This is a genomic window from Evansella sp. AB-P1 (genome assembly GCF_029688925.1).
GTDB lineage: Bacteria > Bacillota > Bacilli > Bacillales > Salisediminibacteriaceae > Evansella.
The window spans coordinates 13,984-40,271 of record NZ_JARUKY010000017.1 but is presented as its reverse complement, the minus strand read 5'-3'; the positions used below and the strand labels follow the sequence as shown (position 1 = coordinate 40,271).

Genomic DNA, 26,288 nt, shown 5'->3' with positions numbered 1-26,288 from the left:
ACGTTAAAGTCGTCAATAAAAAAAAGAGTGATTGACCTTAAAAGAGTCATTATCACTAAGAAGCTGGTTGCCCATTCTCGTTATAATAGGTTGGTATTTTCATTTCAATTTTCCTATCTAATTCTTTAATTTTTTCAATGGCTTCTTTTTCAGAAATTGGTTTATAATGGTGATTTCCACCAGGCTCTTCGTCTGCTTCATCAGCCAATGCAACAATTTCTTGAAGTGGTTCTAATTTTAGCTTTCCATCAGGTAAATAAGAATCAGTATGGAGGAGGATTGCAAGGGCGATTTTTTTTGCGTGTACGGGTTCTTCACCGAGTCTAATGAGTAATTTATGAGCTCTTTCAGCCCCTTTTATAGCATGTATATCATTTTCTCTGTATGTGTGATAATCCCACGATCCATTTTTATACCAATTAAAATGTCCTATATCATGTAAAAATGCTGCTTTGACAGCTAAATCAGGATTAATCTTTCTTTCAATAGCATAGTCGAAGGCGATGTTTGCTGTGGAAATAGCGTGAGCAAGACCAGATCGTTTCACATATTTTTGGGCAATAGGATGACCGTATATACGAAGCAAAGTGACACGTTCCATACATAATCTCCTCCTTAATATTGATTGCAATGATAAAAGTGTATATTGTTCAATATTATATCTGATTATTTTGTGAGTGTCAATGAAAAAATTTTTATCCTGACTTTTAAACACCTTTTGTTGATAAAAGATAAAGTTATTAATCTCTTTGAAAAACAAGTTTTTTAACATAACCATTTTAAAAAACAATTTCATGAAACTTTGTCTTTACTCATAATAATAAAGTAACTAATACTCTAGTCAAAATTAAATTTATCCCATCCAATAACAGAAAACCTTTATACTAATGAAAAATTTGCATCACGTCGGATGAAATGATCCTTTCAAGTGTGGTTCATCCGTTACATGCGGACGCTTTCACCACAGGCATAAGTGCGACATCTGTTCATGCTTCGTGTCTTCTTTACCGTGGGGCACGGCCTCAACTTCCTAGCACTTACTCGGTAAGTGCTAGGGGATTTTCGGATCGTGCGTGGGATTACTCTTAGAAGCAATACAAAGTTCCTGCGAGTGATCAAGACGAGATACGACAACATAGCCTGAGCAGGATAGCCATTTTGGAGAAGAAGATTAGAATAGATTGGAGGGATATGAAACTTTTCATTTGAACATAATAAAATACTTTGTAAAAAATTCATATTGGTTCTTATCGATTAACATTGTATAATTAACTCAGAAAAGAAAAAGACAAACCGTTTTAATGTAGACTAAAAAGATTATGCAGTTCGTCGAAACATTACCAGCATAATCGTTAGCTTATTAAAGCAACTTAAGAAAGACAGAAATAGAAAAGGTTGTGAGAGAATGGGGAAACTAAAATTTGTTTTAATTCTTACTTCGATGTTGTTCTTTTTATCAGTTGGACAAAATGTATACGAAGCAAATGAAGGGGAAGAAGTTCTTAATGGTAATTTCCATACAGAAAAAAATGTTCGTTTATTAGAAAAGCCTTGGCCTGAAAGTATTGCTCGTTTTTCATTTGATTCAGGATTTGCTTTTGAATATCCTGATGCTGTTCGAGGAATTTTCTTGACAGGACATTCTGCTGGACACCCAACAAGGTTTCCCGATTTAGTTGATTTTGTTGATAGTACCGATTTGAATGCAATGGTTATTGATGTAAAAGATGATCACGGTTATTTAACATTTAGACCTGACGAGGATTCTCCTTTTTATGAAATTTCTCAAAATATGATTGGTGATCCGGAAAATATGATGCGCACGTTAGAGGAACATCAAATTTATCCAATTGCTCGAATCGTTGTTTTTAAAGACTCTGTTTTAGCAGAAAAAAGGCCAGATCTATCTTTTACACAAAATGGTCAAGTGTGGAAGAATAATCGAGGAGAGGCATTCGTTAATCCATTCTTAGAGGAAGTTTGGGAATATAATTTAGATATTGCAGAAAAAGCTGTTCACATGGGCTTTCAGGAAATTCAATTCGATTATGTACGCTTTGCAGAAGGCTTTAACAGTCGAGAAGATGTTTTAGATTATGATACTGGAAAATATAAAGATGGTGAAGATAATGTAAAGAGACGTGTTGATGCCGTTTCAGACTTTGTTGCATATGCAGCGGAACGACTAGAGCCTTACGGAGTGGATGTTTCAGTTGATATTTTTGGATATACAGTAACGATTGAAGAATCGCCAAGTGTAGGTCAAAACTTCTTACGTATATCAGAACCATTGGATGTTATTTCGTCGATGCCTTATCCGAGTCATTGGACTCCGCATTTTGGTATAGATAAACCAGACCTGTATCCGTACGAATTAATGTCAGAATATATTACGCGAGAGCTTGATTTATTAAATCAGCTTGATGATCCACCAACCTCTAGACCATGGCTACAAGATTTTACTGCTTCATGGCTAGGATCGGGTAATTATATCCCGTATGGCACTGATGAGATTGAGGCTCAAATAAGAGCTCTTTATGAAAATGGGGTTAATGAGTTCCTTCTTTGGAATGCCAATAATAGATATACACAAGGGGTAAATTATTTAAATCCATAATTGATTCATTGACGGCTAGGAGCATACTTCATGTTTACTAGCCGTTTTAATTTATTATTCAAGAATAAGGGAGGTTTCCATAGGAAAACTGTGTAACTCTATCCATTTGAATATTAGCAACTGTAGAATAAGCTACAGATAAGAAAATAAAGGTTAAACTGGAAGGAACCTTGTTTATCATTCCATATATATCGCATATAATATAAGTAAGAAGGAACAACATGGTGAACATTTGTAATTTTATGGAGGTTTTACAATTCATGAATTGGTATGAAAAATTAAATCAGTATTTTCCAATTGAAGAAATGAAATCCCAAGAGCATATGGAGCTTTTGTTAAAGGATAAGAAGGACATTTATAAGAAGGATGAAAGTTCAAATCACGTTCTAATGTATGTGGAGATGGAAGATTTTATTTTTGTTGATTATTTGTTTGTCTCTAAAGCAGCTCGGGGTCAAGGCTTGGGTAAAAAATTATTAGACAAATTAAAGCTAAAAGAAAAACCAATCATATTAGAGGTTGAACCAATCGATTACGAAGATACGGATACAAGAAAAAGACAACAATTCTATAATCGAGAAGGCTTTACACACGCAAAATCTATAGGATATAGACGGAGATCGTTAGATACAGGTGAAATTAATGAATTAGAAATTTTATACTGGTCTCCAACAGATGAATCAGAAGAGAGTATTTATGAAAAAATGCTTCATACGTATAAAATGATTCACACGTATAAAGATGTACAATTATATGGAGAAGCTTATGATCCTCCTGAGAAAGTATTTACCTTTGATAAGGAAAATGCGCATACTTCTTCTTAAGCTTGACAAAAGTAATAGAAAGGAGTGTTTTATATGAAAGGAAGTACAAAAAGAAAAAAGCTAAAAAAGGAACTTTGGAAGGATCTCTTAAAGAGAAAGTGGGATGAAGTAAATAAGGTGCCTAAAAGGAATCCTGTTTCTAACTCTAAAACGATTGCTTAACAATAAGTGAGGTTGTTTTATACATCCTCACTTTTATCCTCTTCGCATATTGTGAAAAGAAACTATAACCATTGATAATATGTAATGCTAATTGAAAATTATTTAATTTAATATATTTATTTTGTTTACAAGAGGTATATTTATTATTATAACAAAGAAGGTAACTCTTTTAGATATAGAAAATAGGTATTACATAAGAAGTAACTAATAAAATCGTTAGAAATTAAAAAAAAAATGAAGATGTTTAATTTTTTATTTTATAGGGTATAAAGACATGGGACAATAATTTAAAGTTAAAAACAATGTAATTAATTATTAATTTCACCTACTCAATTTATAATAATTATAGTATAATAAAAATTGTAACATAATTATACATTATAACATTAACATATAAACTTCTTTCAAGATAAAAAAGGGAAGGGAGAATGGGATACATGGTTACACTATTTACATCACCAAGCTGTACTTCATGTCGTAAAGCAAAGGCTTGGTTACAGGAAAACAATATTGATTTTGTTGAACGTAATATTTTTTCAGAACCATTATCAGTAGAAGAAGTAAAAGAGGTTATTCGAATGACAGAGGATGGTACTGATGAGATTATTTCTACACGTTCAAAAGTGTTTCAAGAGTTGGAAGTGGAACTAGATTCCATGCCACTTCAAGATTTATTTAAGTTGATTAGTGATCACCCTGGTCTTTTACGTAGACCGATTATTTTGGATGAAAAGCGAATTCAAGTAGGTTATAATGAAGCGGAAATTCGTCGATTCTTACCAAGGAAAGTTCGTACATTCCAACTTCAGGAAGCTACAAAAAAATTAGTTAATGAATAATGAACAGGCCTTCTACTAAATAGGTAGGAGGCCTGTTGCTATCCTTGTAGACAAGAACTATTTAGTTCTTATTATTATTTCGAAATGTATGGAACCATTGAATGCCTTTAATGTGATTATATAGCCAGCCAATCATTAGTACAGCTACAATTAAAAGCAATGTAAAAATATGACCATTTATTCCAATCTGATATACCATCTCAGCAACTTTTATTTCATGTAAGATCATCCTACTAGAAGTATATATGAGAATTCCTGCTCCAATATAAACGATAAAGGAGAACCTATTCATTAAAAATAAGATAAGTTTACTACCCCAAATAATAATTGGAACGGAGACAAGTAATCCAATTACAACGAGGACCATATTACCATTCGCTGCTCCAGCTACAGCTAGAACATTATCAAATCCCATTACTACATCAGCAATTACAATCGTTTTAATAGCATCACTAACCTTTGCTTCTCCTGAGATGTTATGTTCCTCTTCTGTTGTAGTTAATAACCGGAAAGCAATCCAAAGCAATAAAACGCCCCCAATTGTCATTAAATATGGAATGGCTAACAATTGAACAGCAATGATTGTTAGGAGACCTCTTGCAGCTATTGCAAATAATATACCTGCAATGATTGCTTTATTCCTTAAATGTGGCGGTAATTGCCTACATGCTAGAGCTACGACAATAGCATTATCACCACCAAGAATAATGTCAATTCCAATAATAGTTAATAGCGAAATTAGAAATTCTGAGCTCAAAGGTTGATTCCTCCTTGGTCAAACAATTAAAATAGGTATATAAGTCAAAATAAGTCATTGCCATCGAAAGAAGACAAGGAATCTTCTATAATATATATACAAGCTTGTATCATTTAAGAACACTAACCTGCTAGTAATAGATGATCTATATTAAAGCTGTTAAATGAAAATTTATAAATGTTTCTATTTCATTTCTAAACTGAATAGCTTAGAATATAGATAAGTTTTATATAGGTTTACTTAAAATGCTAATGGGTAATAAATACTCATACATTGTGTAGGAGATTGTTCTCGAAATTTTACAGAAGGAAGGGTGAGAACAAATGGAGATAGAAAGAATTAATGATACTACCATAAAGTTTTATATTACTTATCACGACATGGAGGACCGAGGATTTAATAAAGATGAAATTTGGTATAATCGGGAACGTGGTGAGGAATTATTCTTTGAAATGATGAATGAAGCAAATGATCAAGAAAACTTTGAAATGTCAGGCCCTTTATGGGTTCAAGTACATGCACTAGAAAACGGACTTGAAATCATTGTAACTCGCGGACAAATGAGTGATGGAAATATGAAAATTGAAATTCCAGTAGATGATGAAAAGGATGAGATGCCTGTGGATGATAACATTGTTGAAATGCTAGATAGCCAATTTGCATCGGAAAAGGATTCTGATATTATAAGGGAAGACTCATTAAGTGTTGTTGTTGGGTTTCAAGATTTTGAAGATATCATTTTATTGAGTCATGCATTTGATGAGGATGTAGAAACTGCCCTTTACCACTTCCAAGGGGTTTACTATATTTATGTTACGTTGGATGAAAAGTATAGTGATGAAGAACAAGACGATCTCTTAAGTCGTATGCTTGAATTTGGCTATGAATCTGATATTACCATTCATCGTATTGAGGAGTATGGTAAGGTAATTATCGAAGAAAATGCTCTAGAAAATATTAAAGCGAATTTTTCATAATGCTTATGGCTTATCAATTAATTAAAAGCACCACACATGTTTTTCATATAAAAACTTGTGTGGTGCTTTTATTGTATATTGTTTATAAAATTCCCCCATATGGACATTTTTTTCAATGATCGGCTAAATTTTTGCCCATCTACTCCTGGGTAAACTCGATCGCAAATGTGCGAGGAAGTGTATTCAGGCAATACTTGTATTTGAGGTCAAATAACCTGGCCGATAAACAAACTTGTTTTATCGCCAAGAACGGCGAAAGCATTAGTTGCAGTTATGCATGCAGTAAAAGTATAAGATCGCACTATTTATCTGCCAGAACATTTGCTTGTGGTTGGAGATCGCGGATGTCGACATTGCGCTGTTGCTTACATGCGGTAGGCTGCACCTAGGCGAAATTAGAGTACCCTACGCTTTTCTAATATTATAGGCTGTGTTAATGGATGGTCTAGAAAAGTACTTTGAAACACGTTATTTACAGTAAAGATCCATATTTATAAGATGTTTTTTATAGTAGTACCTCCATTTTTATAGTAGTATTAGATTATAGCAACAAACAATACTCCATAAAGAGATATGAGGAGATATTTATGTTAAAGCGCTTACAAATCATCTTTTTTTTAGCAATTATGGTAGTCATTTTATTGATTACTAATGAATATTGGGAGAACTGGCTTGTAGGGGGAATTAGTATAATTTTTTCCTTGTCAGCTTTCTTTATCGCTATCGTCATTTTTTTAGAAAATAGAGATCCATCAAAAACAGTTACATGGTTAATGGTATTAGCAATATTTCCAATTATCGGCTTCTTTTTTTATCTAATGTTTGGTCAAAATTTCCGGAAACGAAAGTCGTTTACGAAAAAAGCTATTTTGGATGAACAAGCTTTTCATCGCATTGAAGGGAATCGACCAATAGATGAATCGAAAATTAATGAGATGGCATCTCATCAACAAAAATTATTCCGCTTGGCACATAAATTAGCCAATACTCCTATTTCTTTTCAAACAGATACGAAAGTACTTACAGATGGGAAGGAAACCTTCACATTTATTAAACAAGCCTTAAAAAACGCTGAAGATCATATACATATGGAGTATTACATTGTTAGAGACGATCAAATAGGGTATGAAATTAAGGATATTTTAATTCAAAAAGCAAAAGAAGGAGTGCACGTTCGTTTTTTGTACGATTCTGTGGGTTCATGGAAATTAAAAAAAGAGTATGTTCAGGAATTAAAAGAAGCAGGGGTAAACATGGTTCCATTTTCACCTGTAAAGATCCCTTTATTTAATCATCGAATTAACTACAGAAATCATAGAAAAATAATAGTAGTAGATACAAAGTACGGATTTATTGGTGGACTAAATATCGGTGATGAATACTTAGGGAAAAATCGCTACTTCGGTCATTGGAGAGATACTCATTTATTTGTACAGGGAGAAGCAATTAGAAGTCTACAACTTATCTTTTTACGAGATTGGTATTATGCAACAAATGAAGCAGCCTTAAAGCAAAGCTACTTATCTCCTGATTTACCTAAGAGGGTAGATGAAGGGGGAGTACAAATCATTGCTAGTGGACCTGATACGAGGTGGGAAATATTAAAAAAGCTATTTTTTACCATGATTACATCAGCAAAGCGTTCCATTTGGATAGCATCCCCATACTTTATTCCTGACGATGATATATTAAGCGCAATAAAAATTGCTTCTCTTAGTGGAGTAGATGTAAGAATATTAGTTCCTAGTAGACCGGATAAACGAATTGTTTTTTATGCTTCAAGATCGTATTTTCCAGAGTTGTTAGATGCTGGTGTACAAATATACGAATACCACCGTGGTTTTATGCACAGTAAATTAATTATCGTAGATCACGAAATAGCATCTATTGGTACAGCAAATATGGATATGAGAAGCTTTCATTTAAATTTTGAAGCGAATGCCTTTTTATATCAAACTAGAAGTGTGGAGAAATTAGTAAGTGATTTCATTTACGATATGGAGCATTCAACAATCATCCGTCGCGATGTATTTAAGAAACGATCTTTCACCCATAAAATCATCGAATCAACTTCACGATTATTGTCACCCCTCTTATAACTACAAAAAAGTGATCTCATAGAAGGTAAAGTAAAAATATTCATTTCTATGAGGTCGCACTTCATAATATCTCTAAAATCCTGCTTTTTCCCAAATTGGTAGAGAAATTCACAAAAGCTTCTTATATATTAAGAAAACGAGGAGGATTGATATGTTTATTGCAAACCGTAAAGATGGATCGATTATATCCCTAGTAGAAAAAAATTGGAGAAGGGAGGAGCTACAGGCGGATCGAGAAAACCAATCTTATTATTGTCCTCAATGCAATGAACCGTTAATATTAAAGCTCGGGAATCAACAGACTTGGCATTTTGCTCATTACCCCAAGAGTTCATGCGTGTTATCTCAAACAGGTGAAACAGAATCACATATTAAAGGGAAAAAGCTTATTATCAAATGGTTAATTGATCATGGTTATGCTCCGAAAATAGAATATTACATTAAGGAAATTAAACAGAGACCAGATATTTTGGTTACAATAAGAGGTAAAACGTATGTATTTGAAATTCAACAATCATTTATCTCACAAGAGGAATATGAAAAACGAAATGAAACCTATATAAAATATGGGTTCGAACCTATATGGATAGGAATTATAAGAAATCTAGAAAAGAACTATAGGCCTTCCTATACTACCTCAATGTTAGATCATTTTCTCATTAGATCTTCCCCTATTTCTCATTCCATTTATTTAGATGTAGAAACTCCAGCATGGTACATCCTTCAACATTTTCGTTACATAACTTATAGAAATGCAATGGTATTCCGCACCAATTCTTCATTATCAATCACCCCAAATCAACTATTTCAATTAAATGGATTTCATTCTAGTTTAACTCTAGAAAACTATACTTCTCTTTATTTTTCGAAGTGGGAAAAAGAAGTAAGAAAAAAGAGGTTGAAAATGTACTTGTCCATGAATACATTAGAAAGATATATGAGCAAACTGTTCCAGCAATTTCAATTAAATCTAAATTACTTCCCAGCCTTAGCTGTATTACCTCTTGAAAAAAACTTTAATTTTTTGTCCCCGCCAGAGTGGTGGCAATCTTGGCTAATTATTAACTTTATAAATAAAACCCCCATTGGTGAAACTCTTCAAATAAGCAAAGTTATTAAAAGTCTCTATTTCCAAGTAGAATTAAGAAACTTTCAAATGCGTCCTTTATTAGTTCATCCTAAAACATTAGTACGTGAAGCAATATTAGATTATTTTAATGCATTAATCTGTTTTCATGTTGTTGTAAAGACTCATCCAGGTGTGTATCTAATTAAAAATCATATTAATATTTGTAAACAGTTGGATACACTATGTACTGATGATAGTTATGTTCAGAAAATATATAGGGAAGGATGGATGAAAAAACTCAATAATTGTCATAAAATGAATAACGAAAATTTCTATTGTATAGAGGATTAAAGGCTAATCTCTAGAAATATAGAAGTGTATATTATAAAATAAAGTACGCTATTTGAATTGAGAATAAACGATGGAGGTGCCAACTTACTATGGCAAGTCAATCTACAGCATTACCAAAAAGAGAAGAGATTCCAGAGGATTTAACATGGAATCTTGAAGATATTTATGAAACGAATGATGATTGGGAAACGGAGTTTTCTGAAATTAAAGAAATGCTTCCAAAATTAAAGGAATATAAAGGAGAGTTAGGAAAATCTGGGGTAACATTATATGAATTGCTTCAATACCAAGACGAAATTTCAAAAAAATTAGGAAAGCTCTATACATACGCACATATGCGTTATGATCAGGATACGACAAATTCTTATTACCAAGGCTTGAATGATCGAGCAAGTCAACTACTTTCACAGGTACAGCATGCAGCTTCCTTTGTTACACCTGAGCTACTAGCTATTCCTGAAGAAACGATTGTAAGTTTCTTGAAGGATACACCAGAATTAAAATTATATGAACATGTATTAGAGCAATTAAATTATCAACGTCCTCACGTATTAAGTGAAAAGGAGGAATCTATCCTAGCGCAAGTAAGTGAAGTAACAGATAGTCCTTCAAATACTTTCGGTATGCTTAACAATGCAGATATGAAATTTCCTTCAGTGAAGGATGAAGATGGAAATGAAATAGAAGTAACACATGGACGGTATTTGAGATTCTTGGAAAGCGATGATCGCCGAGTCCGAGAAGATGCTTTCAAAGCTGTTTATGAGACGTATGAAAAATATAAAAATACATTTGCCAGTACAGTTGGTGGTAATGTAAAGAAAAATATTTTTAATGCTAATGTTCGGAACTTTGATTCAGCTCGTCAAGCTGCTTTAAGTAAAAATCATATCCCTGAAGTGGTTTATGATCAGCTGGTCTCAACAGTAAATGATCATTTGCATTTATTGCATCGATACGTGAAGTTGAGAAAGAAAGTACTAGGTGTACAGGAGCTTCATATGTATGATCTTTATACCCCGTTAGTTAAAGAAGTAGAAATGAAGATTCCGTATAATGAAGCGAAGGAGCTTGTTCTAAATGGAGTTGAGCCCCTTGGTGAAGAATATGCGTCAATAGTGAAAGAAGGCCTAACCAATCGTTGGGTTGATGTAGAAGAGAACGTCGGAAAAAGAAGTGGTGCTTATTCTTCAGGAGCCTTCGGAACAATGCCTTATATTTTAATGAACTGGCAAGATAATGTGAATAACTTATTCACGTTAACTCATGAATTCGGTCACTCTGTTCATAGCTATTATACGAGAAAGCATCAGCCATACCCATATGCGAATTATTCTATATTCGTTGCAGAGGTAGCTTCCACTTGTAATGAAGCACTGTTGAATGATCACTTATTAAAGGTGACAGAGGACAAACAAAAACGACTTTACTTATTAAATCATTTCTTAGAAGGTTTTCGTGGAACCGTGTTCCGTCAAACAATGTTCGCCGAATTTGAACAGTTAATGCACGAGAAAGCGTCGAATGGAGAGCCGTTAACACCTGAGCTATTAAGCAACATGTATTATGAATTAAACAAAAAATATTTTGGTGATGATATTGTTATTGACGAAGAAATAGCATTAGAATGGGCTAGAATTCCACATTTTTATTACAACTTTTATGTCTACCAATATGCAACAGGATATAGTGCTGCTACTGCATTAGCAAAACAAATCCTAGAAGAAGGAGAACCGGCTGTCAAAAGATATCTTGATTTCTTAAAGGCTGGAAGCTCAGATTATCCAATTGAAGTATTGAAAAAAGCTGGAGTCGACATGACGTCCCCTGAGCCAATTAAACAAGCGCTTCAGGTGTTTGAAGAAACCCTTACAGAACTAGAAGAATTACTTTTTGAGGCATAATAAAATAATCTAAAGAGAAAGGTGATCTAAGAAAATGTAATTTTCATTGGATCACCTTTCTTATTTCTTATTTATTAAAATCAACAGTATCCTCTAATATAGACCCATATTAATATCGTGGGCCTTTGAAGCCTTTAAATCGGTGTCGTTCATTAAGTAAATGTATACAAAATGTAAGGCATACTAACAAAAATGGAATGGCTATCCACTTTGGAAATATGTTCATTAGACTTAAAAGAAGTAAATAAAAGCCTATTAGGACTCCTACACCACCTAAAATAAGAAAAAAAAGCATGTAAATCTTCCTTTCTTGTAAGGTAAGAATTTATAAAATTTTCACTTTGAAAGTTGTCTAGGAGACAGGACGTTGACGATTTAACCTTTGCCCACAGGACGTGGGCTGAACTTAGGCGTAATTGGGGCGCTTTGCGCTTTTCTTATAATTCAGTGTCCGAAATAAGAAAATGTACGAGTTATTCTTACATATATGCTAATCATTCAGAAAATAGACAAACTACTTTATTTGAAGGGGTGAGAAGTTATTAAGGAGCTTAAGGCCATAGTAGTTGAAAAGTTAAGAATGAATGCACATTTTTTAGGAGTATGGCAAAAATGTGAAATGTTTCACGTGACTATTGAATAATGTACTTTCCTTTGATAAATTTAAAACATGAGAGGATTCACATAACTCCCCCTAGAAGTTTATGTGTATTTTATAACGTCACAAACCCCTGGACGTACCCTTTCATGATAAACATTGACAATGTTCCGATGAAAAAAACCAGGTTACCCCACCTGGTTTTTTTCGTTCTTCATGTTATACATACTACCCTATATATCGCCACAAAGTACCGTACTTTAATGGTACTTTTTCTACTTTTTGCTTAATTTGTAGTTTTTTCATTTCCTTTTCAGTCTCTTCAATTTTCCAATCAAACACGACGCTTATTTCTTTAGTAGCAACAACAGAATAAAACTGTAGGAAAGATTCTAAAGACATCTGTGGACATTTTTCTAGATCATACCCTATCATTTCTTTCATTATATTTACGTAAACTTCATAATCGTATAATCCTGACACTTTGACCCCCGGTTCATCAACATTATCATTGAAAAAAACCAGTGTTGGAACTGCGGTAACATCCATTTCCTTTGTTGTACAAACATCAGACTTAAATGCCTTTGTAGCGCTTTGAGAATGAAGGTCGAATGTGAATTCATTTACATCCATTCCTTTTACCTTTTTTGCGCATTCAACAAGGACTTCTTCTGAAGCGATGTTTTTCTTGTGTAAAAATAATGCTTCCCGTAAACGTCTTAAGTATTTAGAACCAACTGCTTTTCCTTGGAGTTCCGCTGCTTTAATTGCAATAATGGCAGAGTATGGTGTTGTTGGCATGTTTTCATACCATACATCTCCATCACATGGCATCCCAGTTCTAGTGGCAGTTTCGTCAAAAATACGGGCAAGCTGTTTAATATGTGCTGCCTTTTTTGACCCGCATGCTTGATTTAATGACTTCATTTCGTAGCCAAGTAAGGTTTTTAAAGTAAAGTAAGGTGAATATTCCATCTGTAGTTTTTTTATTATTGGCTCTAAAGCCCAGCATTCAGGACATAGGAGATCAATAAACATATAAATTTCAATTGGTTTTTTCTTTTTGTCTGGTTTATAAAAAGAAGAAGGTTCTTCAGGGCAGCAAAGACCTAAATCATCGTAGCATACAAAACTCTCATCATTTGTTGACATTACTATTCCCCCTTTTAAAGAGAGTTACAGCTCTATGGTTTATTAATCATGTGTTTAGCAGTATAAGTTAGCCTACTAAAAATTTGTGACCTTAGAGGTTCTTCAATCTTAGTATGTTCCATTGCTTTTTCCATACACCCTAACCAAGCATTAGCTCGCTTAGGAGTAATTGGAAATGGCATATGTCGTGCACGTAACATGGGGTGTCCGTGTTCCTCTGTATAAAGAGGTGGTCCGCCAAGAAACTGAGTTAAAAATTGCTTTTGTTTTCTAGCTGTTTCCGTCAGGTCTTCTGGAAAAATAGGAGTCAAATCAGGGTGTTCTGAAACAAGCTCATAAAAGATATCAACTAAATCCTCGAGCTTTTTTTTACCTAACAATTCAAATGGTGATTTTTCATTTTGCAAATCCATCACAATCTCCTTTTATTACGTACGTTTTACCTAGTACTACATATTGGGCTAAATTTTATTAATTTCGACATCTTTAATGATTATTGTAGCAAGCAACAAGGATGTCATCAACAAAAGTGAATTGTCTATAACACATTTATACGTTAAAAACGTTATTTATGATAAAAAATGAGGTGAAATAATGGTGAGAAGAGTTAACATTAGATAAAATAGATGCTATTTTATCTTTAATATAAAAAATAATAATAAAAAACCCCTCAAAATGAGGGGAGAGAAAAGACAGATTGAAAACTAGATAGAGCTTTTCTTTAGATTACTTTATTATTTATCATTGTGTTATATGTTTTCATTACTTTGGAAACATAGTTTTCTGTTTCTTTAAATGGTGGTATACCTCCATAACGATCCACATTACCAGGACCAGCGTTGTACGCTGCTAATGCAAGCTTAATGTCACCATTATATCGATCCAGCATGGAACGTAAATATTTAGTACCACCATCAATGTTTTGTTTAGGATCGAAGCTATTTACTACTCCTAATCCTTTAGCGGTTTGAGGCATTAGCTGCATTAGACCTCTTGCGCCTGCATGACTTACGGCTTGAGGTCGGAAGTTTGATTCATGCTGTATAACAGAATATATTAGTTGTTGATCTATACCGTATTTATTAGAGGCTTCTTCAATCATTGGTATAAATGGTTCAGCCCCCTTTGACGCACGTAATGGAGTTTCTGAATAGAAGTGATGGTTAATTGATTCTACCCCAGTTTTTGATAAAGAATGGTGGGATAATTGTTCAAACTGGTTTAGATTGGATACACCTTTCGTTAACTCCTCCTGTAAAAGGCTTTGAAAAATGGAGTTTACTGAATTAGCGGAAGAATCAAATGCTGACTGTTGCTTATCTCCCCAGGATCTTAACGCTAACCATTGATAATAATGGTTTATACCATTTGTATTCATTGATTTCCCCCTAATACCTTTCGCTTTCTCGTAGTAATTTTTCTTTGTAAAAGCGTTCAATTTTATTTGGTGTCATTCGTCTAGGTATCTTATTTACATCTAATAAGTCATTAAAAAAAGCTTGTCCAGAATTAGCTTTGGAACATTCAAGCTCAATCTCATAATCGACAACATTAAAATAAGTACTTTTATCAAGAACAAGTAACCCATCATTTAGTTTTTTTTCTATTCTCTCCGTTGTTAAGTAACCTAAATAAGTGAAGGTGATGGTATGTTTTTCTAGCAGTTTTACAATTTGTTTTTTTACTAGGCCATCTGGAATGAGTCCTTCATTTAATGCTAATTGAACTTCCTCGGTTGAAAGACTTTGATGGGTTTCCAATAAGCCTTCTATATGTGGCTCTTTCAAGGTTAATATAAATTCATTTCCTTTTTCACGTATTCTGAGGGCTGAATTCTTTTCTTTTAAATCCATATCCTTCGTATCAAAATAGTGATTTGTTTGGTGTTTCCTTGCTTCAGAATGTAAAGCAAATGTTTTAATTAGACGATTGTATTCTTCCTCTAACAGTAAGTTCTTAAATTCGATTTCTATTTCTTGATTCATTACATACCACCTAATTATTTGACATAATATTAGTTTATTATTTCATACACCTATTTTTTTGACAATATGCCTTTTCTGTATTATTTTAATTATTTGGATGTAAGCTTCTGCACTAGGGGGGATGAAAATGTTCTTTCTAAGGTATACTACCTTCCCGCATTTCAATTTTTCCTCCATTTGCGGTAAGAATATCGGCTTCATTCATCCCGCATTTGCTTTTTTCACTGTTTTCCGGGCTTCTAGAACGTTTCTTGGATACCGCATTTGTGTTTTTTATTGCTTTCCGGGCTTCTAGAACGTTTCTTATTTTCAGGGTAGACCGCCCATGCAAGTGTAAATTTTCACCATGGAGGATGAAAATAATTTAATTCAATTGGAATGAGTGGAAACCCACGAGACTCCTGCGGGAAAAGCAACAGGTGAAGATCCCGACTTCGGCATAGTGTGCGAAGTGTGAAGCTGAGGCGTTGCCCGCGGTAAAGAAGACACTGCGATTGCAAACGGAGTGAAGCAGAGCAGATGCCGCACTTATACCCTTGTGGTGAATGCGAAGTGGTGTGGAACGAATGTTTAACCTGCTCTTTATTTGCTAATAGTATTAAGCTAGATAACAACTATTTTCAAGGCAGACGACATGGAATCTTTAGCTGTCTTGAATAAATTATGATAAACTTATACGTGAATATTAGGATTGAATGAGGGGTTGAAGGAATGAACGGAATGGAAGTAGAAAAGATTATTATTAATGAACAAAACGCTGAGGCTGTTGTTTCAACGAATGAAACAAAGGAATACATAAAGAAACTAAAACCTCAGGGCCAATTACTTGTAGACTCAGATAATAAAACATTTGTATACATATTAGAGGATGAAAATTCCTTTGTCCATTTAAGATTTTCAATTGAACAATGGGAGAATTTAAATACATTAAAAGAGAAAGAGATTCCATTATATGTAGTCCTAACCTCTCGAGAAGATCAAGTTAGGATTGAGCTAGTAAAATTTTTAGATGAATTGCATTTTGTTTTAGATAACATTAAAGGTAACAGTAATTATGGAAAAGAAATGGTTGATGCAGTAGAACAATATTTTAAATTATAATATTATCTTTGTTTAATCAGAAGCTCTGTTAAAGGATAATGTTGATTTTTTTGCATTGTTGATTGAAGCGGAAGATACAAGACTCCTGTGGGAAAAGCAACTACTAAATACACCGCAGGGCTGGGAGCTACGATGGCGACATTACTCCGTTGCCCGCGGAAATGGAGTATCTGAAGCGAAAATCAACAACAAAGTTTAACAGAGCCTAATCAGAAAAAATGAATTGTGGTGGTGGTGATCTCCTTGAAGGACTGGAATACAGTGCTCGCACCATATAAGCAGGCAGTTGATGAGTTAAAAATAAAGCTCCGAGGGATTCGGGAACAGTATCATCTATCTTCAAAGCATACCCCAATAGAATTTGTGACGGGTCGTGTAAAGCCTGTAAATAGTATTTTAGAAAAAGCTAAGCGGAAGAATATCGATTTAAATAGTATTGAAGAGGAAATGCAGGATCTTGCTGGTGTCCGTGTTATGTGCCAATTTGTAGGGGATATTGATACGGTTGTGGAGTTAGTAAGGGCACGAACTGATTTTGAAATTATAGAAGAACGGGATTATATTAAGCATAAAAAGGAAAGTGGCTATCGTTCGTATCACTTCGTACTACGTTATCCGGTTCAGATGATTGAAGGGGGAGAAAAACGTATTTTAGTAGAGCTACAGATTCGTACGTTAGCTATGAATTTTTGGGCTACAATTGAGCACTCCCTTCAGTATAAGTATTCTGGTAAAATCCCAGAAGAGGTAGAAAAGCGATTACAAAGAGCTGCAGAGGCTGCTTTTCGACTTGATGAAGAAATGTCTCAAATTCGTGGAGAAGTACAGGATGCACATAAAATAATATCGAAGAAGCGAGATTCCATTGGGTAAAATGAAGTAATGGAAGGATGCGACGTAAATGAAATATGTTGTTCGTTCAAGGGGAGATCATGAATCAAATGTGATCTCACAAAAAATAAAAAATTATTTACAGGAGTTTCAGTTAATAGAAAGTAAGGAAGCTCCTGATATTGTAATCTCTGTTGGAGGAGATGGTACACTGCTGGAAGCTTTTCACCAATATAATCATCGACTTGATGAAATGTCCTTCGTTGGTGTACATACAGGACACTTAGGTTTTTATGCTGATTGGCAGCCAGATGAGGTTGAAAAGCTTGTCATTCATATTGCTAAGACCCCCTTTAAAGTTGTAGAATATCCTTTACTTGAGGTGATTATTCGTCACTATGGTGAAAAGAAATCTGAACGTTACCTTGCTCTAAATGAATGTTCGGTTAAGAGTACGGAAGGTTCTATCGTGATGGATATAGAAATAAGAGGGGAATTATTTGAGACCTTCCGTGGGGATGGGTTATGTATTTCAACTCCGTCTGGAAGTACTGCTTATAACAAAGCATTAGGGGGAGCTATCCTTCATCCTTCCTTAGCGTCCATTCAGCTAGCAGAAATGGCGTCCATTAATAATCGAGTTTATCGTACAGTTGGCTCGCCACTAGTACTGCCACAGCATCATACCTGTCTATTAAGGCCAATTAAGGAAGCGGATTTTCAAGTTACCATTGATCATCTTACTTTATTGCAACAAGATGTTAAATCAATTCAATGCCGAGTAGCAGAAGAAAAAGTTCGCTTTGCTCGATTTCGACCCTTTCCATTTTGGAAAAGGGTGAAGGAGTCGTTTGTAACAGGATAATGATGAAAAAAGCACATTTTACATGGATCATAACAGAGGAAGTAGAAGGATTGCTTTTACGGGATTTTTTAAGATTTAATCAACATATATCAAGGAAAGCTTTAGCAGATATAAAGTTTAATGATGGAAAAATTACGGTAAATGATAGGGAGGAGAACGTTCGATATATCCTTAATAAGGGGGATGTTGTAAGGGTATTTTTTCCAAAAGAAGAAGTAAGTGAATGGATTAAGCCATCACCTATTCCTTTACATATATTATTTGAGGATGAACATCTTCTTGTACTCAATAAACCACCGGGCTTACCGACAATCCCCTCTCGAGATGTAAAGGAAGAGTCTTTGGCAGGTGCGGTTATTCACTATTATCAAAGAAATGATTATTCGTACACCTTTCACGGAATTAATCGACTCGATAAAGATACATCCGGGCTTATGATGGTAGCTAAGCACAGGTATATTCATGATTTGTTTATGAAACAGCAACAAGAATATAAAGTACATAGGATCTATAAAGCTCTAGTCCATGGGAATATAACAGAATGTAAAGGAACAATAGATGCTCCTATTGCTCGAAAAGCTACAAGTATTATTGAGAGAGAGGTTTCTTCCGCTGGTCAAAGGGCAATCTCTCATTACACAGTAGAAGAACAATATTCAAACGGAGCTTTAGTAAAAATCGCTTTAGAAACAGGAAGAACACATCAAATTCGTGTTCATTTTAGTTATTTAGGTCATCCACTCCTTGGAGATACATTGTATGGTGGTAAGAGGGAGGGGATAGACAGACAAGCATTACACTCTTCTAAATTACGTTTCTTTCACCCAATAGAGAAGAGGGAGTTTACATTTTCATCTCCACTACCATCTGATATGGAAAAAAAGCTAGAAGCACTCAAAATCGAAAATATTTGAGTGCTTCGTTTTTTGTTTTAATTTATAAAATCCACTCGTTGTGGATAACTTTTTCCAAAAACTCTTTTAGCTCCAGGCCCTTGTGCTTTTCTTATTCATATGGATCAAATGGACGGAATTTTTCTTCCACATAAGGTTGATCTGATGGAACGGTAACAATCGTTTTTTCAGGCCATTGTAAGGCACTTAAACGATTACCAAATACACACCCAGTATCTATATTTATTGTGTTACCTACGACACGCGGTTCTTTTACAGGAGTGTGTCCATAAACAACGGTACAATTATAGGAATATTTTGTTGGCCAATCACGACGAATAGGACGGCCATCAGGATGCTTTTCTCCGGTGATATCACCGTAAAGTACAAAAGTCTTAACACTTTTATTTGTTTTTCCTATATCTGTAGGTCTTATTCCAGCATGAGTTACTACAAGTTTCCCATCGTCTAATATTAAATATAATGGTGACTTTTCGTATGTTGAACGAAATAAGGTAGAAATATGGCGGTAGTCCTTGTCTTTTAATTTTTCTAACTCTCCTACAGTTGTTTCAAGCCCGTGACTTACTACAACATTTCGTCCTAAAAAATATCGATAAAGCTTATTACAATGGTTTCCAGGGCAATAGAGAGCCGATTCTTTTTTTATCCAATTACACACAGAAGTAATAACAGAGAGGGAGTTAGGTCCTCGATCCGTTAAATCACCTAAAAAGACAAGTTTTCGATTGTCTGGGTGAGAAATTTGTTTATCATGAATATGGTAGCCTAGTTTTTTAATTAATCTTATCATTTCCTCGTAACATCCATGGATGTCTCCCATAATATCGTACACCACGAATCACCTCTATATATTAATACGTTATAATGTGTGTGAAAAAAAATAAATTATCCTATTTAATCATTGGAAATTCTAAGGAATATTACATCTATTATAGTACATCATTGACGAATGTCATAAATATAGGTAAAATTATGACCAAGTACTAATAACTACTTCCTAAAACTAAAAGTAATGATGAAAATTTTCTTTTTTTAAGCTAGATGCACTCTTGCACTCTTTTGAAAAAGTAGACAGAAGACCACTTAGATTGGTACGGAAAATAAAGCTCTGGTTTCTCCGTGGTAAGTGTGTAGATTTAGTCTTTTTTGTTTTGTAGTTTAAAAAATATTTTGGAGGAGATTAATCAATGAAGATTGATTTAAGTAATCGTACATTTGTAATAATGGGCGTTGCCAATAAACGAAGTATTGCATGGGGTATAGCAGAATCGTTAGCGAAAGCAGGAGCTCGATTAGTTTTTACATATCAAGGAGAACGTTTAGAAAAGAATGTAAAGGAATTAGCGGAAACCCTTGAAAGAAAAGATTCTATTATCTTACCTTGTGATGTTACAAATGATGAAGAAATAGAAAGTGCATTTAATCAAATTCACGAACAAGCTGGTGTTATTCATGGAATTGCTCACTGTATCGCTTTTGCTAATCGGGATGAGATTACTGGAGAATATTTAAATACGACAAGAGATGGTTTCCTATTGGCACAAAATATAAGTGCCTATTCCTTAACTGCAGTTGTGAAGGCTGCTCGTCCTTTCATGACAGAAGGTGCAAGTGTTGTTACTCTTTCATATCTTGGAGGAGAACGAGTAGTAAAGAACTATAATGTTATGGGTGTTGCAAAAGCTTCATTAGATGCAAGTGTTAAGTATCTAGCTAACGACCTAGGAAAAGAAAATATCCGAGTTAATGCTATTTCTGCTGGTCCTATTCGTACATTAGCAGCTAAAGGGATTGGTGGATTTAATGATGTGTTAAAAGAAATGGAAGAAAACGCACCTTTAAAACGAACGGTAACAACAGAAGAAGTAGGAGATACGACATTATTCCTTATGAGTGATTTGAGTAGAGGAATTACAGGTGAACTGCTTCATGTTGACGGTGGATATAATACAATCGGATTAATGTAAAAACATACGTATGAAACCTCAGTAACCAATGGTTACTGAGGTTTTTACTATTTGTTCAAAGATAATTAGAATTTATAAGTTTTTAACTTTGTCTAGGAGTTAGGATGTGGATGATTTTACAGTTTCCCTTAGGACGTGGGTGTTTTTAGGGGAAATTGAGCCGCCTTGCACTTTATTTATATTGTTCACTGTCACCATTTTTAAGCATATTGCGTATTTTATATTGAGAGGCTTTTCCCTTCAATAATGGAGGTGAAAATAGTGGGTTTCTACAATGACGTTTCCTATATATTGGTAATGGTTAAACCATCTGTCATTATGGAAACAAATTTAATTCAATAGCTCTCTGTTAAGAGGAGCAAAGGGAAACCTTTGCTCTTTTTTCAAAAGAAAAGTATAAAACTTTCACTGTACGTAAGTCTAGGAGACAGGACGTAGGTTGTACTTAGGCGTAATTGGGGCGCCTTGCACTTTTCTTAATACGGACGACAAACCTTTTTACTTTAATTTTGTTGTAAATTTTTGCATTTTTTGATCTCAACTAGACGTTTATTTACATATAGATAGAAGAGTGAGGATCTTTGAGGTTATCGATACTGAAGTGGTAGGTGATGAAATGTCAATTGAAGCTTTTCATTTTATTTTATTCGCATTAGCTGTTTTTCGGATTACCCATCTCATCATTTATGATAAGATTACTGAATTTATAAGAAGAGTATTTATTGAATTTGAAGAAGAGGTGGATGAAGATGGGAGTTTAGAAACATTTCTTATTATTGCAGATAAGGGATGGAAAAAATGGATGGGAGAATTATTTAGCTGTCACTGGTGTATGGGAATATGGGTAAGTTTCTTCTTATGGGGTGGGCATTCTCTTCTACCAAACGTTTTTTCTATCGTAATATTCGTTTTTGCAGCAGCAGGAATTGCCTCGATTCTTGATTCTATCGTACTTAAATGGCTTTAAAGGAAAGTGTCTCCTATTCACAGACTCTACTATTAATATGTTAATTATTCAATAAATAGCAAGTTTCAAAAGTATGGTCATAAGATAGTGACATAAATGATTTATGGAAATTACTAATATGAGGGGGAACTATGATGGACAGAGATCGAATGTCTAAAGTTCAATTAAAGCAAAAAATCATTCATCTTCAAGCAGAATTAGCAAAGTTTCAACAGAGGGTAAAGGATTATGAAGAGAACTATCACTATAAAATGATTGAAGAATTAACAAAAGAGAAAGATGAACTATTAGCTAAAAACCAATTGTTAAGAGAAAGCTTTCAAGCAACGTATGAGAAAAAACAACAACTCATTAAAGATCTAGATGAGGTAAAGTCAAAATTAGAAGCAGGTAAACAAGAAAAACTTGAGATTATAAAAAAACTTCAAGAAAAAGTAAAACTAGTTGAAGCATTAGAAAATGAACGGAATAATTTATTAGAGAATTCAAAATAGTATTTTAATAGTTTGTATATTCGTATATTATTATATTAAGTTCTTCATATATGGTGTTATATTTCAGTATTTAGGGTAAATAATAGAAGAGGTGATGATTATGGGTTACATTCCACCGGTTAAAGACGATCAATTTATTGTCTATAGTAATCGCATGAGAAAAGATGATCATCAAATCCCTACTTTACAACCTGTTCAACAAATATCATTTTTGAAGACAGAAGATGGTAATGACTCTCATTATAACAAAAGTAAAAAGAGAAAACATGATGTAATGAATATTGCTAAGTATTATGAAAATAAGCTAACGGGAAAAGGTTCATATTTAGATGAAACAATATAGTTAAATATAGTCTGAGGGTCTGTACCAATGGTGGAATATACTATTTGGAAAGACCCTCTTGCCATTTATAGATCTAATTATTTGCTTCTGGAAGAAAATCTGGATCATGATGAACTTATCGATAAAATTAATTCATTATGGTGTAGGACAGTTTATTGAATTTGGTTTATATGTGTAATTAGATCCTTTATTCTCGAAAATTTATTCTTTTTGTTGTTACTGGAATGCTTATCTATTTCATCTACCATTTGTCTGTATTGCTCTTCATTTATTTTTCCATCAACCAACATATAACTAGCAAAAGCAATGGCCAATGGGGTTGTATCCACAACAACTGTCACATCAACATCGGAGTTTCCGCTTTTTTCTATTAGTGCTTTCGCATTAATATTTTCAGATTTCACTACTTTTCACCTCCTATGAAAAGAAGGTGTTAGCATTGTGCTAACACCCTTTTTCAGTTAACCGATGTCTGCCTGAGCTTGTTGCTGTTTTTGGCGTGCTGCTTGTGCTTGTCGAGCTTTTGCAGCAGCTTCAGCATCTACATAGACATCTACATAAGCATTTCCACTATTAATAACTTCAGCAAAGTTAAAGTTGTAGTTTTTGTCTTTTAAAAAATTTTCGTTGTCTAGTTTATTGCGATTTGTGTTTTCATTTTCATTGTCTGATAATGCTTTTGCTAATGCTTCAGCAATAGAGTTAACTTGATCCTTCTTTCTAAAGACCATGATTTTCCCTCCTTTCTTCCTTCATGGTTGTAATTTATGTAGAACTTCTTAAAGTGAGTGGACAAACTAAGTGGTCAAGTAATTGATTTAATAAAAATTAAGAAATAAGACTACTATCTATTTGAAATAAATAGTTTCTAGTCTCTGTACTGTTGTAACAATAGGGGGAGATGAAAGAAAAGGTATAAACTTTCATACATAGATTAATGAAGGAATTTTATTTTATTCTGGTGAAAGGACGTTACATGTCTGAAGAATGTCCTACAGAGATTGGATGGTGGGGTGGTCCTCCTCCAAATCAACTTCATGGACCAGAAGAAATTTGTGGAATATGTTGCGTAGCTAAACCATAATTAGAAAACTCCCTTCAATATAATTAATTGGAGGGAGTTTTTGTTTTTTCAAAACCTTTAAAAATAATGGAGAAAAATAGAAAAGCAATAATAGATGAAACAGTTAATCCTATAAATAGATTAGCATAAATTGTATTAGTACCATTTCCCGCCAATGGATTTAACAAGATTGACACGTCTTTTAAGTCTAATATTGATCCAAATATGGCACTAGCTATTGCTCCAGCCAAGAAATTTAGCAGGTTGAACATACCTATACCAATTCCTGTATTTTCTCTTGGAACAATAAGCGTTAATAAATTTGCTGTAGAGCTTTGAATTAATGGAAAAGCAATGTACTGTACTAAAATACATAACGTTACTATCCACGGTGAAAAACCGATAAAAGTAGATAGAAGGAATGTTCCGACTATAACAAATAAGAATGCTATACGTGTAATAGGATAGCTTCCGTGTTTATCAATGAGTTTTCCACCGAATTGCCCAATAATTCCAGCTGCCATGGCACCAGGAAATAGAAGAAGTCCAATTTGTATTGTATTTAAACTGTATAGTTCACGTGCCATGATAGGTATAACAAATATCATCCCAAACATTGCTGTTGTACCTAAATAACTAGTAATAATTGCCGAGGAATAATATTTGTTTTTTAACATGGAAGGTTGAATAAATGGCTGTTCAATGGATAGAGTTCGCCAACAAAATAACAAAAAGGCAGTAGCAGTAAGGAATAAGGCATACCAATCTCCGTTTGTTATAAATAAAAGTAAACCAATTATGGCAGTAGCAATAAAAATTGCTCCAAGAATGTCCACTTTCCCTGGACGTTTTTCTTCCTTAGGCAACCACCTTCTCAAAAATGGTAAAGCGATAAGGGCAAGAATAGAAAAAACAAATAAAAAACGCCAATTAAGAGAACCCCCTATCATTCCACCAGCGATTGGTCCAATGCCGGAAGCAAAAGCAACTGTTGAGGAAACGATACCAAAAACTCGTCCTCGTTCATTTGGCATAAAACGAGCTGGAATGATAAAGGAAAGTGCTGGAATTGTAGCGCCTCCCATTGCTTGTAAAATCCTAGCAGCAAGGAGCATAGGATAATTTTGTGAAAAAAATCCTAAGGTTGCACCACTTGCAAAGAGAATGATTCCAAAGGTTAAAAGGGTTTTAATAGGATAAATATCAGCTAGCTTTCCATACATAAGTGATCCGATGGCAAAAACTAATATGTATCCAGTCATTACCCAACTCACCTGTGAAGGAAGGAGCTGAAACTCCTCTGAAATATCTGGGATAGCAACATTAAACATGGTTCCATTCATTACAGTAAAAGTAAGTATAATACACAATAATAACGTTAGCTTATTTTTCTGTTCCTTTGTAAGTTCAAGAGAGTCCACTGATTTTGTCAAAGGGACAACCTTCTTTCTATGTAGAAAAGATGTGTTACCCCATCGAATTCGCCGAAAAGGGCTATTTAATATATGATCAACTTTTTTTAATATATTTCGAGTATAGAAATATCCTTTTTAATTTTACGTAATGCTAAATAGTATGTCAATAAATCAAAAATTAGAGAAAAAGTATTATCTGGAGGAGAAGTGATTTTTGTCACACATTAGACACCGTTTTGCAACGGACTGTTCACAGTTGAGACGTTCGTTAAGGGATCTCACATTATATACTGTTAGTGAAGATAGTTAGTGATCACTAAACAACATGAATATCATCAACAGTTTGAATGTCGTATTCTTAAAATGTTTTTGCACTTATTTTTTACTAAAAAATCGAATCTAGGAGGAATGTCAAATGTTTATGGATTTCTTAAGAAACAATGTTATTGCTGCTGGTATTTTAACAATTGTACGTATTTATCTTGGATGGTCTTGGATGACAGCTGGTTGGGGTAAAGTTACTGGAGATTTTAGTGCTGCAGGTTACTTAAACGGAGTTGTGAATAACGAAACTGTAATGTCTCAATATCCAACATACCATGCGTTTATCGAGAGTTTTGCTTTACCTAATGCAGGAGTATTTAGCTTCATGGTTGCATGGGGTGAACTATTAGTAGGAATCGGCTTACTTGTAGGTATCTTGACAACTGCAGCTGCATTCTTTGGAATTATGATGAATTTTGCTTTCATGTTTGCAGGAACTATTTCATCAAACCCATGGATGGTACTTTTAACAATCTTTATTCTAGCTGCTGGATACAATGCAGGTAAATTTGGTGGAGACCGTTGGGTTATTCCTTACCTTTCACTTCAATTCAAGAAACTTCTTAAAAAAGAAGATACAGCAACGAACGCCGCATAATAGAAACTTAAGTATGGTGTCTATTGATGAAATTAATGAGAGTATCTTAAAGAAGGGAAATAAAACCTT

Annotated in this window: 27 protein-coding genes; 17 read left to right on the top strand and 10 right to left on the bottom strand. The window is 34.1% G+C overall.

What is annotated here, in order from left to right:
- Positions 1-55: 55 nt before the first annotated feature.
- Positions 56-601 carry an HD domain-containing protein gene (locus QA612_RS16910; protein ID WP_278284997.1) on the bottom strand — a complete coding sequence of 182 codons (546 nt, stop codon included), beginning with the start codon at positions 599-601 and terminating at the stop codon, positions 56-58.
- Between the two features lie 804 nt (positions 602-1,405).
- On the opposite strand from QA612_RS16910, the gene QA612_RS16905 reads away from it, so the two are divergent.
- The 4 genes from QA612_RS16905 (at position 1,406) to spxA (ending at position 4,442) form a co-directional block, all read left to right on the top strand.
- Complete coding sequence (locus QA612_RS16905; protein WP_278284996.1) at positions 1,406-2,617, top strand: putative glycoside hydrolase; 1,212 nt, start codon at positions 1,406-1,408, stop codon at positions 2,615-2,617.
- Between the two features lie 260 nt (positions 2,618-2,877).
- A complete protein-coding gene (locus tag QA612_RS16900) occupies positions 2,878-3,441 on the top strand; it encodes a GNAT family N-acetyltransferase (protein ID WP_278284995.1) in 564 nt (187 codons plus the stop codon).
- Positions 3,442-3,474: 33 nt separating this feature from the next.
- The gene (locus QA612_RS16895) at positions 3,475-3,603 is read left to right on the top strand and encodes a hypothetical protein (RefSeq protein WP_278284994.1); all 129 of its coding nucleotides are present in this window, start codon (positions 3,475-3,477) and stop codon (positions 3,601-3,603) included.
- A 437-nt stretch (positions 3,604-4,040) separates the two neighbouring features.
- The gene (spxA, locus tag QA612_RS16890) at positions 4,041-4,442 is read left to right on the top strand and encodes a transcriptional regulator SpxA (protein WP_278284993.1); all 402 of its coding nucleotides are present in this window, start codon (positions 4,041-4,043) and stop codon (positions 4,440-4,442) included.
- Positions 4,443-4,503: 61 nt separating this feature from the next.
- Here the strand turns inward: spxA and QA612_RS16885 are convergent, their stop codons facing one another.
- Positions 4,504-5,199, bottom strand: coding sequence for a TerC family protein (locus QA612_RS16885; RefSeq protein ID WP_278284992.1), 696 nt, complete (start codon positions 5,197-5,199; stop codon positions 4,504-4,506).
- Between the two features lie 323 nt (positions 5,200-5,522).
- On the opposite strand from QA612_RS16885, the gene mecA reads away from it, so the two are divergent.
- From mecA to pepF, 4 genes are all read left to right on the top strand, one after another.
- Complete coding sequence (gene mecA, locus QA612_RS16880) at positions 5,523-6,176, top strand: adaptor protein MecA (protein ID WP_278284991.1); 654 nt, start codon at positions 5,523-5,525, stop codon at positions 6,174-6,176.
- Between the two features lie 587 nt (positions 6,177-6,763).
- Positions 6,764-8,275, top strand: a complete 1,512-nt coding sequence (gene cls / locus QA612_RS16875) for a cardiolipin synthase (RefSeq protein ID WP_278284990.1) — start codon at positions 6,764-6,766, stop codon at positions 8,273-8,275.
- 151 nt (positions 8,276-8,426) lie between these two features.
- A complete protein-coding gene (locus QA612_RS16870; RefSeq protein ID WP_278284989.1) occupies positions 8,427-9,695 on the top strand; it encodes a competence protein CoiA in 1,269 nt (422 codons plus the stop codon).
- An 89-nt stretch (positions 9,696-9,784) separates the two neighbouring features.
- Positions 9,785-11,599, top strand: a complete 1,815-nt coding sequence (gene pepF, locus QA612_RS16865) for an oligoendopeptidase F (RefSeq protein WP_278284988.1) — start codon at positions 9,785-9,787, stop codon at positions 11,597-11,599.
- An 826-nt stretch (positions 11,600-12,425) separates the two neighbouring features.
- Here the strand turns inward: pepF and QA612_RS16860 are convergent.
- From QA612_RS16860 to QA612_RS16845, 4 genes are all read right to left on the bottom strand, one after another.
- Complete coding sequence (locus tag QA612_RS16860) at positions 12,426-13,349, bottom strand: ClpXP adapter SpxH family protein (protein ID WP_278284987.1); 924 nt, start codon at positions 13,347-13,349, stop codon at positions 12,426-12,428.
- Between the two features lie 32 nt (positions 13,350-13,381).
- The gene (locus tag QA612_RS16855) at positions 13,382-13,762 is read right to left on the bottom strand and encodes a globin domain-containing protein (protein WP_278284986.1); all 381 of its coding nucleotides are present in this window, start codon (positions 13,760-13,762) and stop codon (positions 13,382-13,384) included.
- A 308-nt stretch (positions 13,763-14,070) separates the two neighbouring features.
- On the bottom strand, positions 14,071-14,727 hold the full coding sequence (locus QA612_RS16850; protein WP_278284985.1) for a lytic transglycosylase domain-containing protein: 657 nt from the start codon (positions 14,725-14,727) through the stop codon (positions 14,071-14,073).
- Between the two features lie 10 nt (positions 14,728-14,737).
- A complete protein-coding gene (locus QA612_RS16845; RefSeq protein ID WP_278284984.1) occupies positions 14,738-15,334 on the bottom strand; it encodes a CYTH domain-containing protein in 597 nt (198 codons plus the stop codon).
- Between the two features lie 711 nt (positions 15,335-16,045).
- Here QA612_RS16845 and QA612_RS16840 point away from each other — a divergent pair.
- The 4 genes from QA612_RS16840 (at position 16,046) to QA612_RS16825 (ending at position 19,045) form a co-directional block, all read left to right on the top strand.
- Positions 16,046-16,435, top strand: a complete 390-nt coding sequence (locus QA612_RS16840) for a UPF0738 family protein (RefSeq protein WP_278284983.1) — start codon at positions 16,046-16,048, stop codon at positions 16,433-16,435.
- Between the two features lie 243 nt (positions 16,436-16,678).
- Positions 16,679-17,308 carry a GTP diphosphokinase gene (gene yjbM, locus QA612_RS16835; protein ID WP_278284982.1) on the top strand — a complete coding sequence of 210 codons (630 nt, stop codon included), beginning with the start codon at positions 16,679-16,681 and terminating at the stop codon, positions 17,306-17,308.
- A 28-nt stretch (positions 17,309-17,336) separates the two neighbouring features.
- Positions 17,337-18,131, top strand: coding sequence for an NAD kinase (locus QA612_RS16830; protein ID WP_278284981.1), 795 nt, complete (start codon positions 17,337-17,339; stop codon positions 18,129-18,131).
- A 2-nt stretch (positions 18,132-18,133) separates the two neighbouring features.
- Positions 18,134-19,045, top strand: a complete 912-nt coding sequence (locus tag QA612_RS16825) for an RluA family pseudouridine synthase (RefSeq protein WP_278284980.1) — start codon at positions 18,134-18,136, stop codon at positions 19,043-19,045.
- 91 nt (positions 19,046-19,136) lie between these two features.
- On the opposite strand, the gene prpE is transcribed toward QA612_RS16825, so the two are convergent.
- A complete protein-coding gene (gene prpE / locus QA612_RS16820) occupies positions 19,137-19,883 on the bottom strand; it encodes a bis(5'-nucleosyl)-tetraphosphatase PrpE (protein ID WP_278284979.1) in 747 nt (248 codons plus the stop codon).
- A gap of 352 nt (positions 19,884-20,235) precedes the next feature.
- On the opposite strand from prpE, the gene fabI reads away from it, so the two are divergent.
- The 4 genes from fabI to QA612_RS16800 all read left to right on the top strand — a co-directional run bounded on the left by fabI (position 20,236) and on the right by QA612_RS16800 (position 22,819).
- Positions 20,236-21,015 (top strand): enoyl-ACP reductase FabI, encoded by a 780-nt coding sequence (fabI, locus tag QA612_RS16815; protein WP_278284978.1) that lies wholly within the window; start codon positions 20,236-20,238, stop codon positions 21,013-21,015.
- A gap of 616 nt (positions 21,016-21,631) precedes the next feature.
- Positions 21,632-21,982 (top strand): DUF1360 domain-containing protein, encoded by a 351-nt coding sequence (locus QA612_RS16810; RefSeq protein WP_278284977.1) that lies wholly within the window; start codon positions 21,632-21,634, stop codon positions 21,980-21,982.
- Between the two features lie 134 nt (positions 21,983-22,116).
- On the top strand, positions 22,117-22,476 hold the full coding sequence (locus tag QA612_RS16805) for a hypothetical protein (RefSeq protein ID WP_278284976.1): 360 nt from the start codon (positions 22,117-22,119) through the stop codon (positions 22,474-22,476).
- 100 nt (positions 22,477-22,576) lie between these two features.
- Positions 22,577-22,819: a hypothetical protein gene (locus QA612_RS16800; protein WP_278284975.1), complete on the top strand. Its 243-nt coding sequence runs from the start codon at positions 22,577-22,579 to the stop codon at positions 22,817-22,819.
- A 152-nt stretch (positions 22,820-22,971) separates the two neighbouring features.
- Here QA612_RS16800 and QA612_RS16795 read toward each other — a convergent pair whose 3' ends face one another.
- The 3 genes from QA612_RS16795 to QA612_RS16785 all read right to left on the bottom strand — a co-directional run bounded on the left by QA612_RS16795 (position 22,972) and on the right by QA612_RS16785 (position 25,315).
- Positions 22,972-23,223, bottom strand: a complete 252-nt coding sequence (locus tag QA612_RS16795; protein ID WP_278284974.1) for a hypothetical protein — start codon at positions 23,221-23,223, stop codon at positions 22,972-22,974.
- A 57-nt stretch (positions 23,224-23,280) separates the two neighbouring features.
- Positions 23,281-23,550 (bottom strand): hypothetical protein, encoded by a 270-nt coding sequence (locus QA612_RS16790; protein ID WP_278284973.1) that lies wholly within the window; start codon positions 23,548-23,550, stop codon positions 23,281-23,283.
- Positions 23,551-23,926: 376 nt separating this feature from the next.
- Positions 23,927-25,315 (bottom strand): MFS transporter, encoded by a 1,389-nt coding sequence (locus QA612_RS16785; RefSeq protein WP_278284972.1) that lies wholly within the window; start codon positions 25,313-25,315, stop codon positions 23,927-23,929.
- Between the two features lie 397 nt (positions 25,316-25,712).
- Between QA612_RS16785 and QA612_RS16780 the strand changes: the two genes are divergently transcribed.
- The gene (locus QA612_RS16780) at positions 25,713-26,219 is read left to right on the top strand and encodes a DoxX family protein (protein WP_278284971.1); all 507 of its coding nucleotides are present in this window, start codon (positions 25,713-25,715) and stop codon (positions 26,217-26,219) included.
- Positions 26,220-26,288 lie beyond the last annotated feature (69 nt).

Bases quoted from the DNA above. Each gene is read 5' to 3' on its own strand.
- QA612_RS16910 (WP_278284997.1), bottom strand. From the start codon at position 601: ATGGAACGTGTCACTTTGCTTCGTATATACGGTCATCCTATTGCCCAA.
- QA612_RS16905 (WP_278284996.1), top strand. From the start codon at position 1,406: ATGGGGAAACTAAAATTTGTTTTAATTCTTACTTCGATGTTGTTCTTT.
- QA612_RS16900 (WP_278284995.1), top strand. From the start codon at position 2,878: ATGAATTGGTATGAAAAATTAAATCAGTATTTTCCAATTGAAGAAATG.
- QA612_RS16895 (WP_278284994.1), top strand. From the start codon at position 3,475: ATGAAAGGAAGTACAAAAAGAAAAAAGCTAAAAAAGGAACTTTGGAAG.
- spxA (WP_278284993.1), top strand. From the start codon at position 4,041: ATGGTTACACTATTTACATCACCAAGCTGTACTTCATGTCGTAAAGCA.
- mecA (WP_278284991.1), top strand. From the start codon at position 5,523: ATGGAGATAGAAAGAATTAATGATACTACCATAAAGTTTTATATTACT.
- cls (WP_278284990.1), top strand. From the start codon at position 6,764: ATGTTAAAGCGCTTACAAATCATCTTTTTTTTAGCAATTATGGTAGTC.
- QA612_RS16870 (WP_278284989.1), top strand. From the start codon at position 8,427: ATGTTTATTGCAAACCGTAAAGATGGATCGATTATATCCCTAGTAGAA.
- pepF (WP_278284988.1), top strand. From the start codon at position 9,785: ATGGCAAGTCAATCTACAGCATTACCAAAAAGAGAAGAGATTCCAGAG.
- QA612_RS16860 (WP_278284987.1), bottom strand. From the start codon at position 13,349: ATGTCAACAAATGATGAGAGTTTTGTATGCTACGATGATTTAGGTCTT.
- QA612_RS16855 (WP_278284986.1), bottom strand. From the start codon at position 13,762: ATGGATTTGCAAAATGAAAAATCACCATTTGAATTGTTAGGTAAAAAA.
- QA612_RS16850 (WP_278284985.1), bottom strand. From the start codon at position 14,727: ATGAATACAAATGGTATAAACCATTATTATCAATGGTTAGCGTTAAGA.
- QA612_RS16845 (WP_278284984.1), bottom strand. From the start codon at position 15,334: ATGAATCAAGAAATAGAAATCGAATTTAAGAACTTACTGTTAGAGGAA.
- QA612_RS16840 (WP_278284983.1), top strand. From the start codon at position 16,046: ATGAACGGAATGGAAGTAGAAAAGATTATTATTAATGAACAAAACGCT.
- QA612_RS16830 (WP_278284981.1), top strand. From the start codon at position 17,337: ATGAAATATGTTGTTCGTTCAAGGGGAGATCATGAATCAAATGTGATC.
- QA612_RS16825 (WP_278284980.1), top strand. From the start codon at position 18,134: ATGAAAAAAGCACATTTTACATGGATCATAACAGAGGAAGTAGAAGGA.
- fabI (WP_278284978.1), top strand. From the start codon at position 20,236: ATGAAGATTGATTTAAGTAATCGTACATTTGTAATAATGGGCGTTGCC.
- QA612_RS16810 (WP_278284977.1), top strand. From the start codon at position 21,632: ATGTCAATTGAAGCTTTTCATTTTATTTTATTCGCATTAGCTGTTTTT.
- QA612_RS16805 (WP_278284976.1), top strand. From the start codon at position 22,117: ATGGACAGAGATCGAATGTCTAAAGTTCAATTAAAGCAAAAAATCATT.
- QA612_RS16800 (WP_278284975.1), top strand. From the start codon at position 22,577: ATGGGTTACATTCCACCGGTTAAAGACGATCAATTTATTGTCTATAGT.
- QA612_RS16790 (WP_278284973.1), bottom strand. From the start codon at position 23,550: ATGGTCTTTAGAAAGAAGGATCAAGTTAACTCTATTGCTGAAGCATTA.
- QA612_RS16780 (WP_278284971.1), top strand. From the start codon at position 25,713: ATGTTTATGGATTTCTTAAGAAACAATGTTATTGCTGCTGGTATTTTA.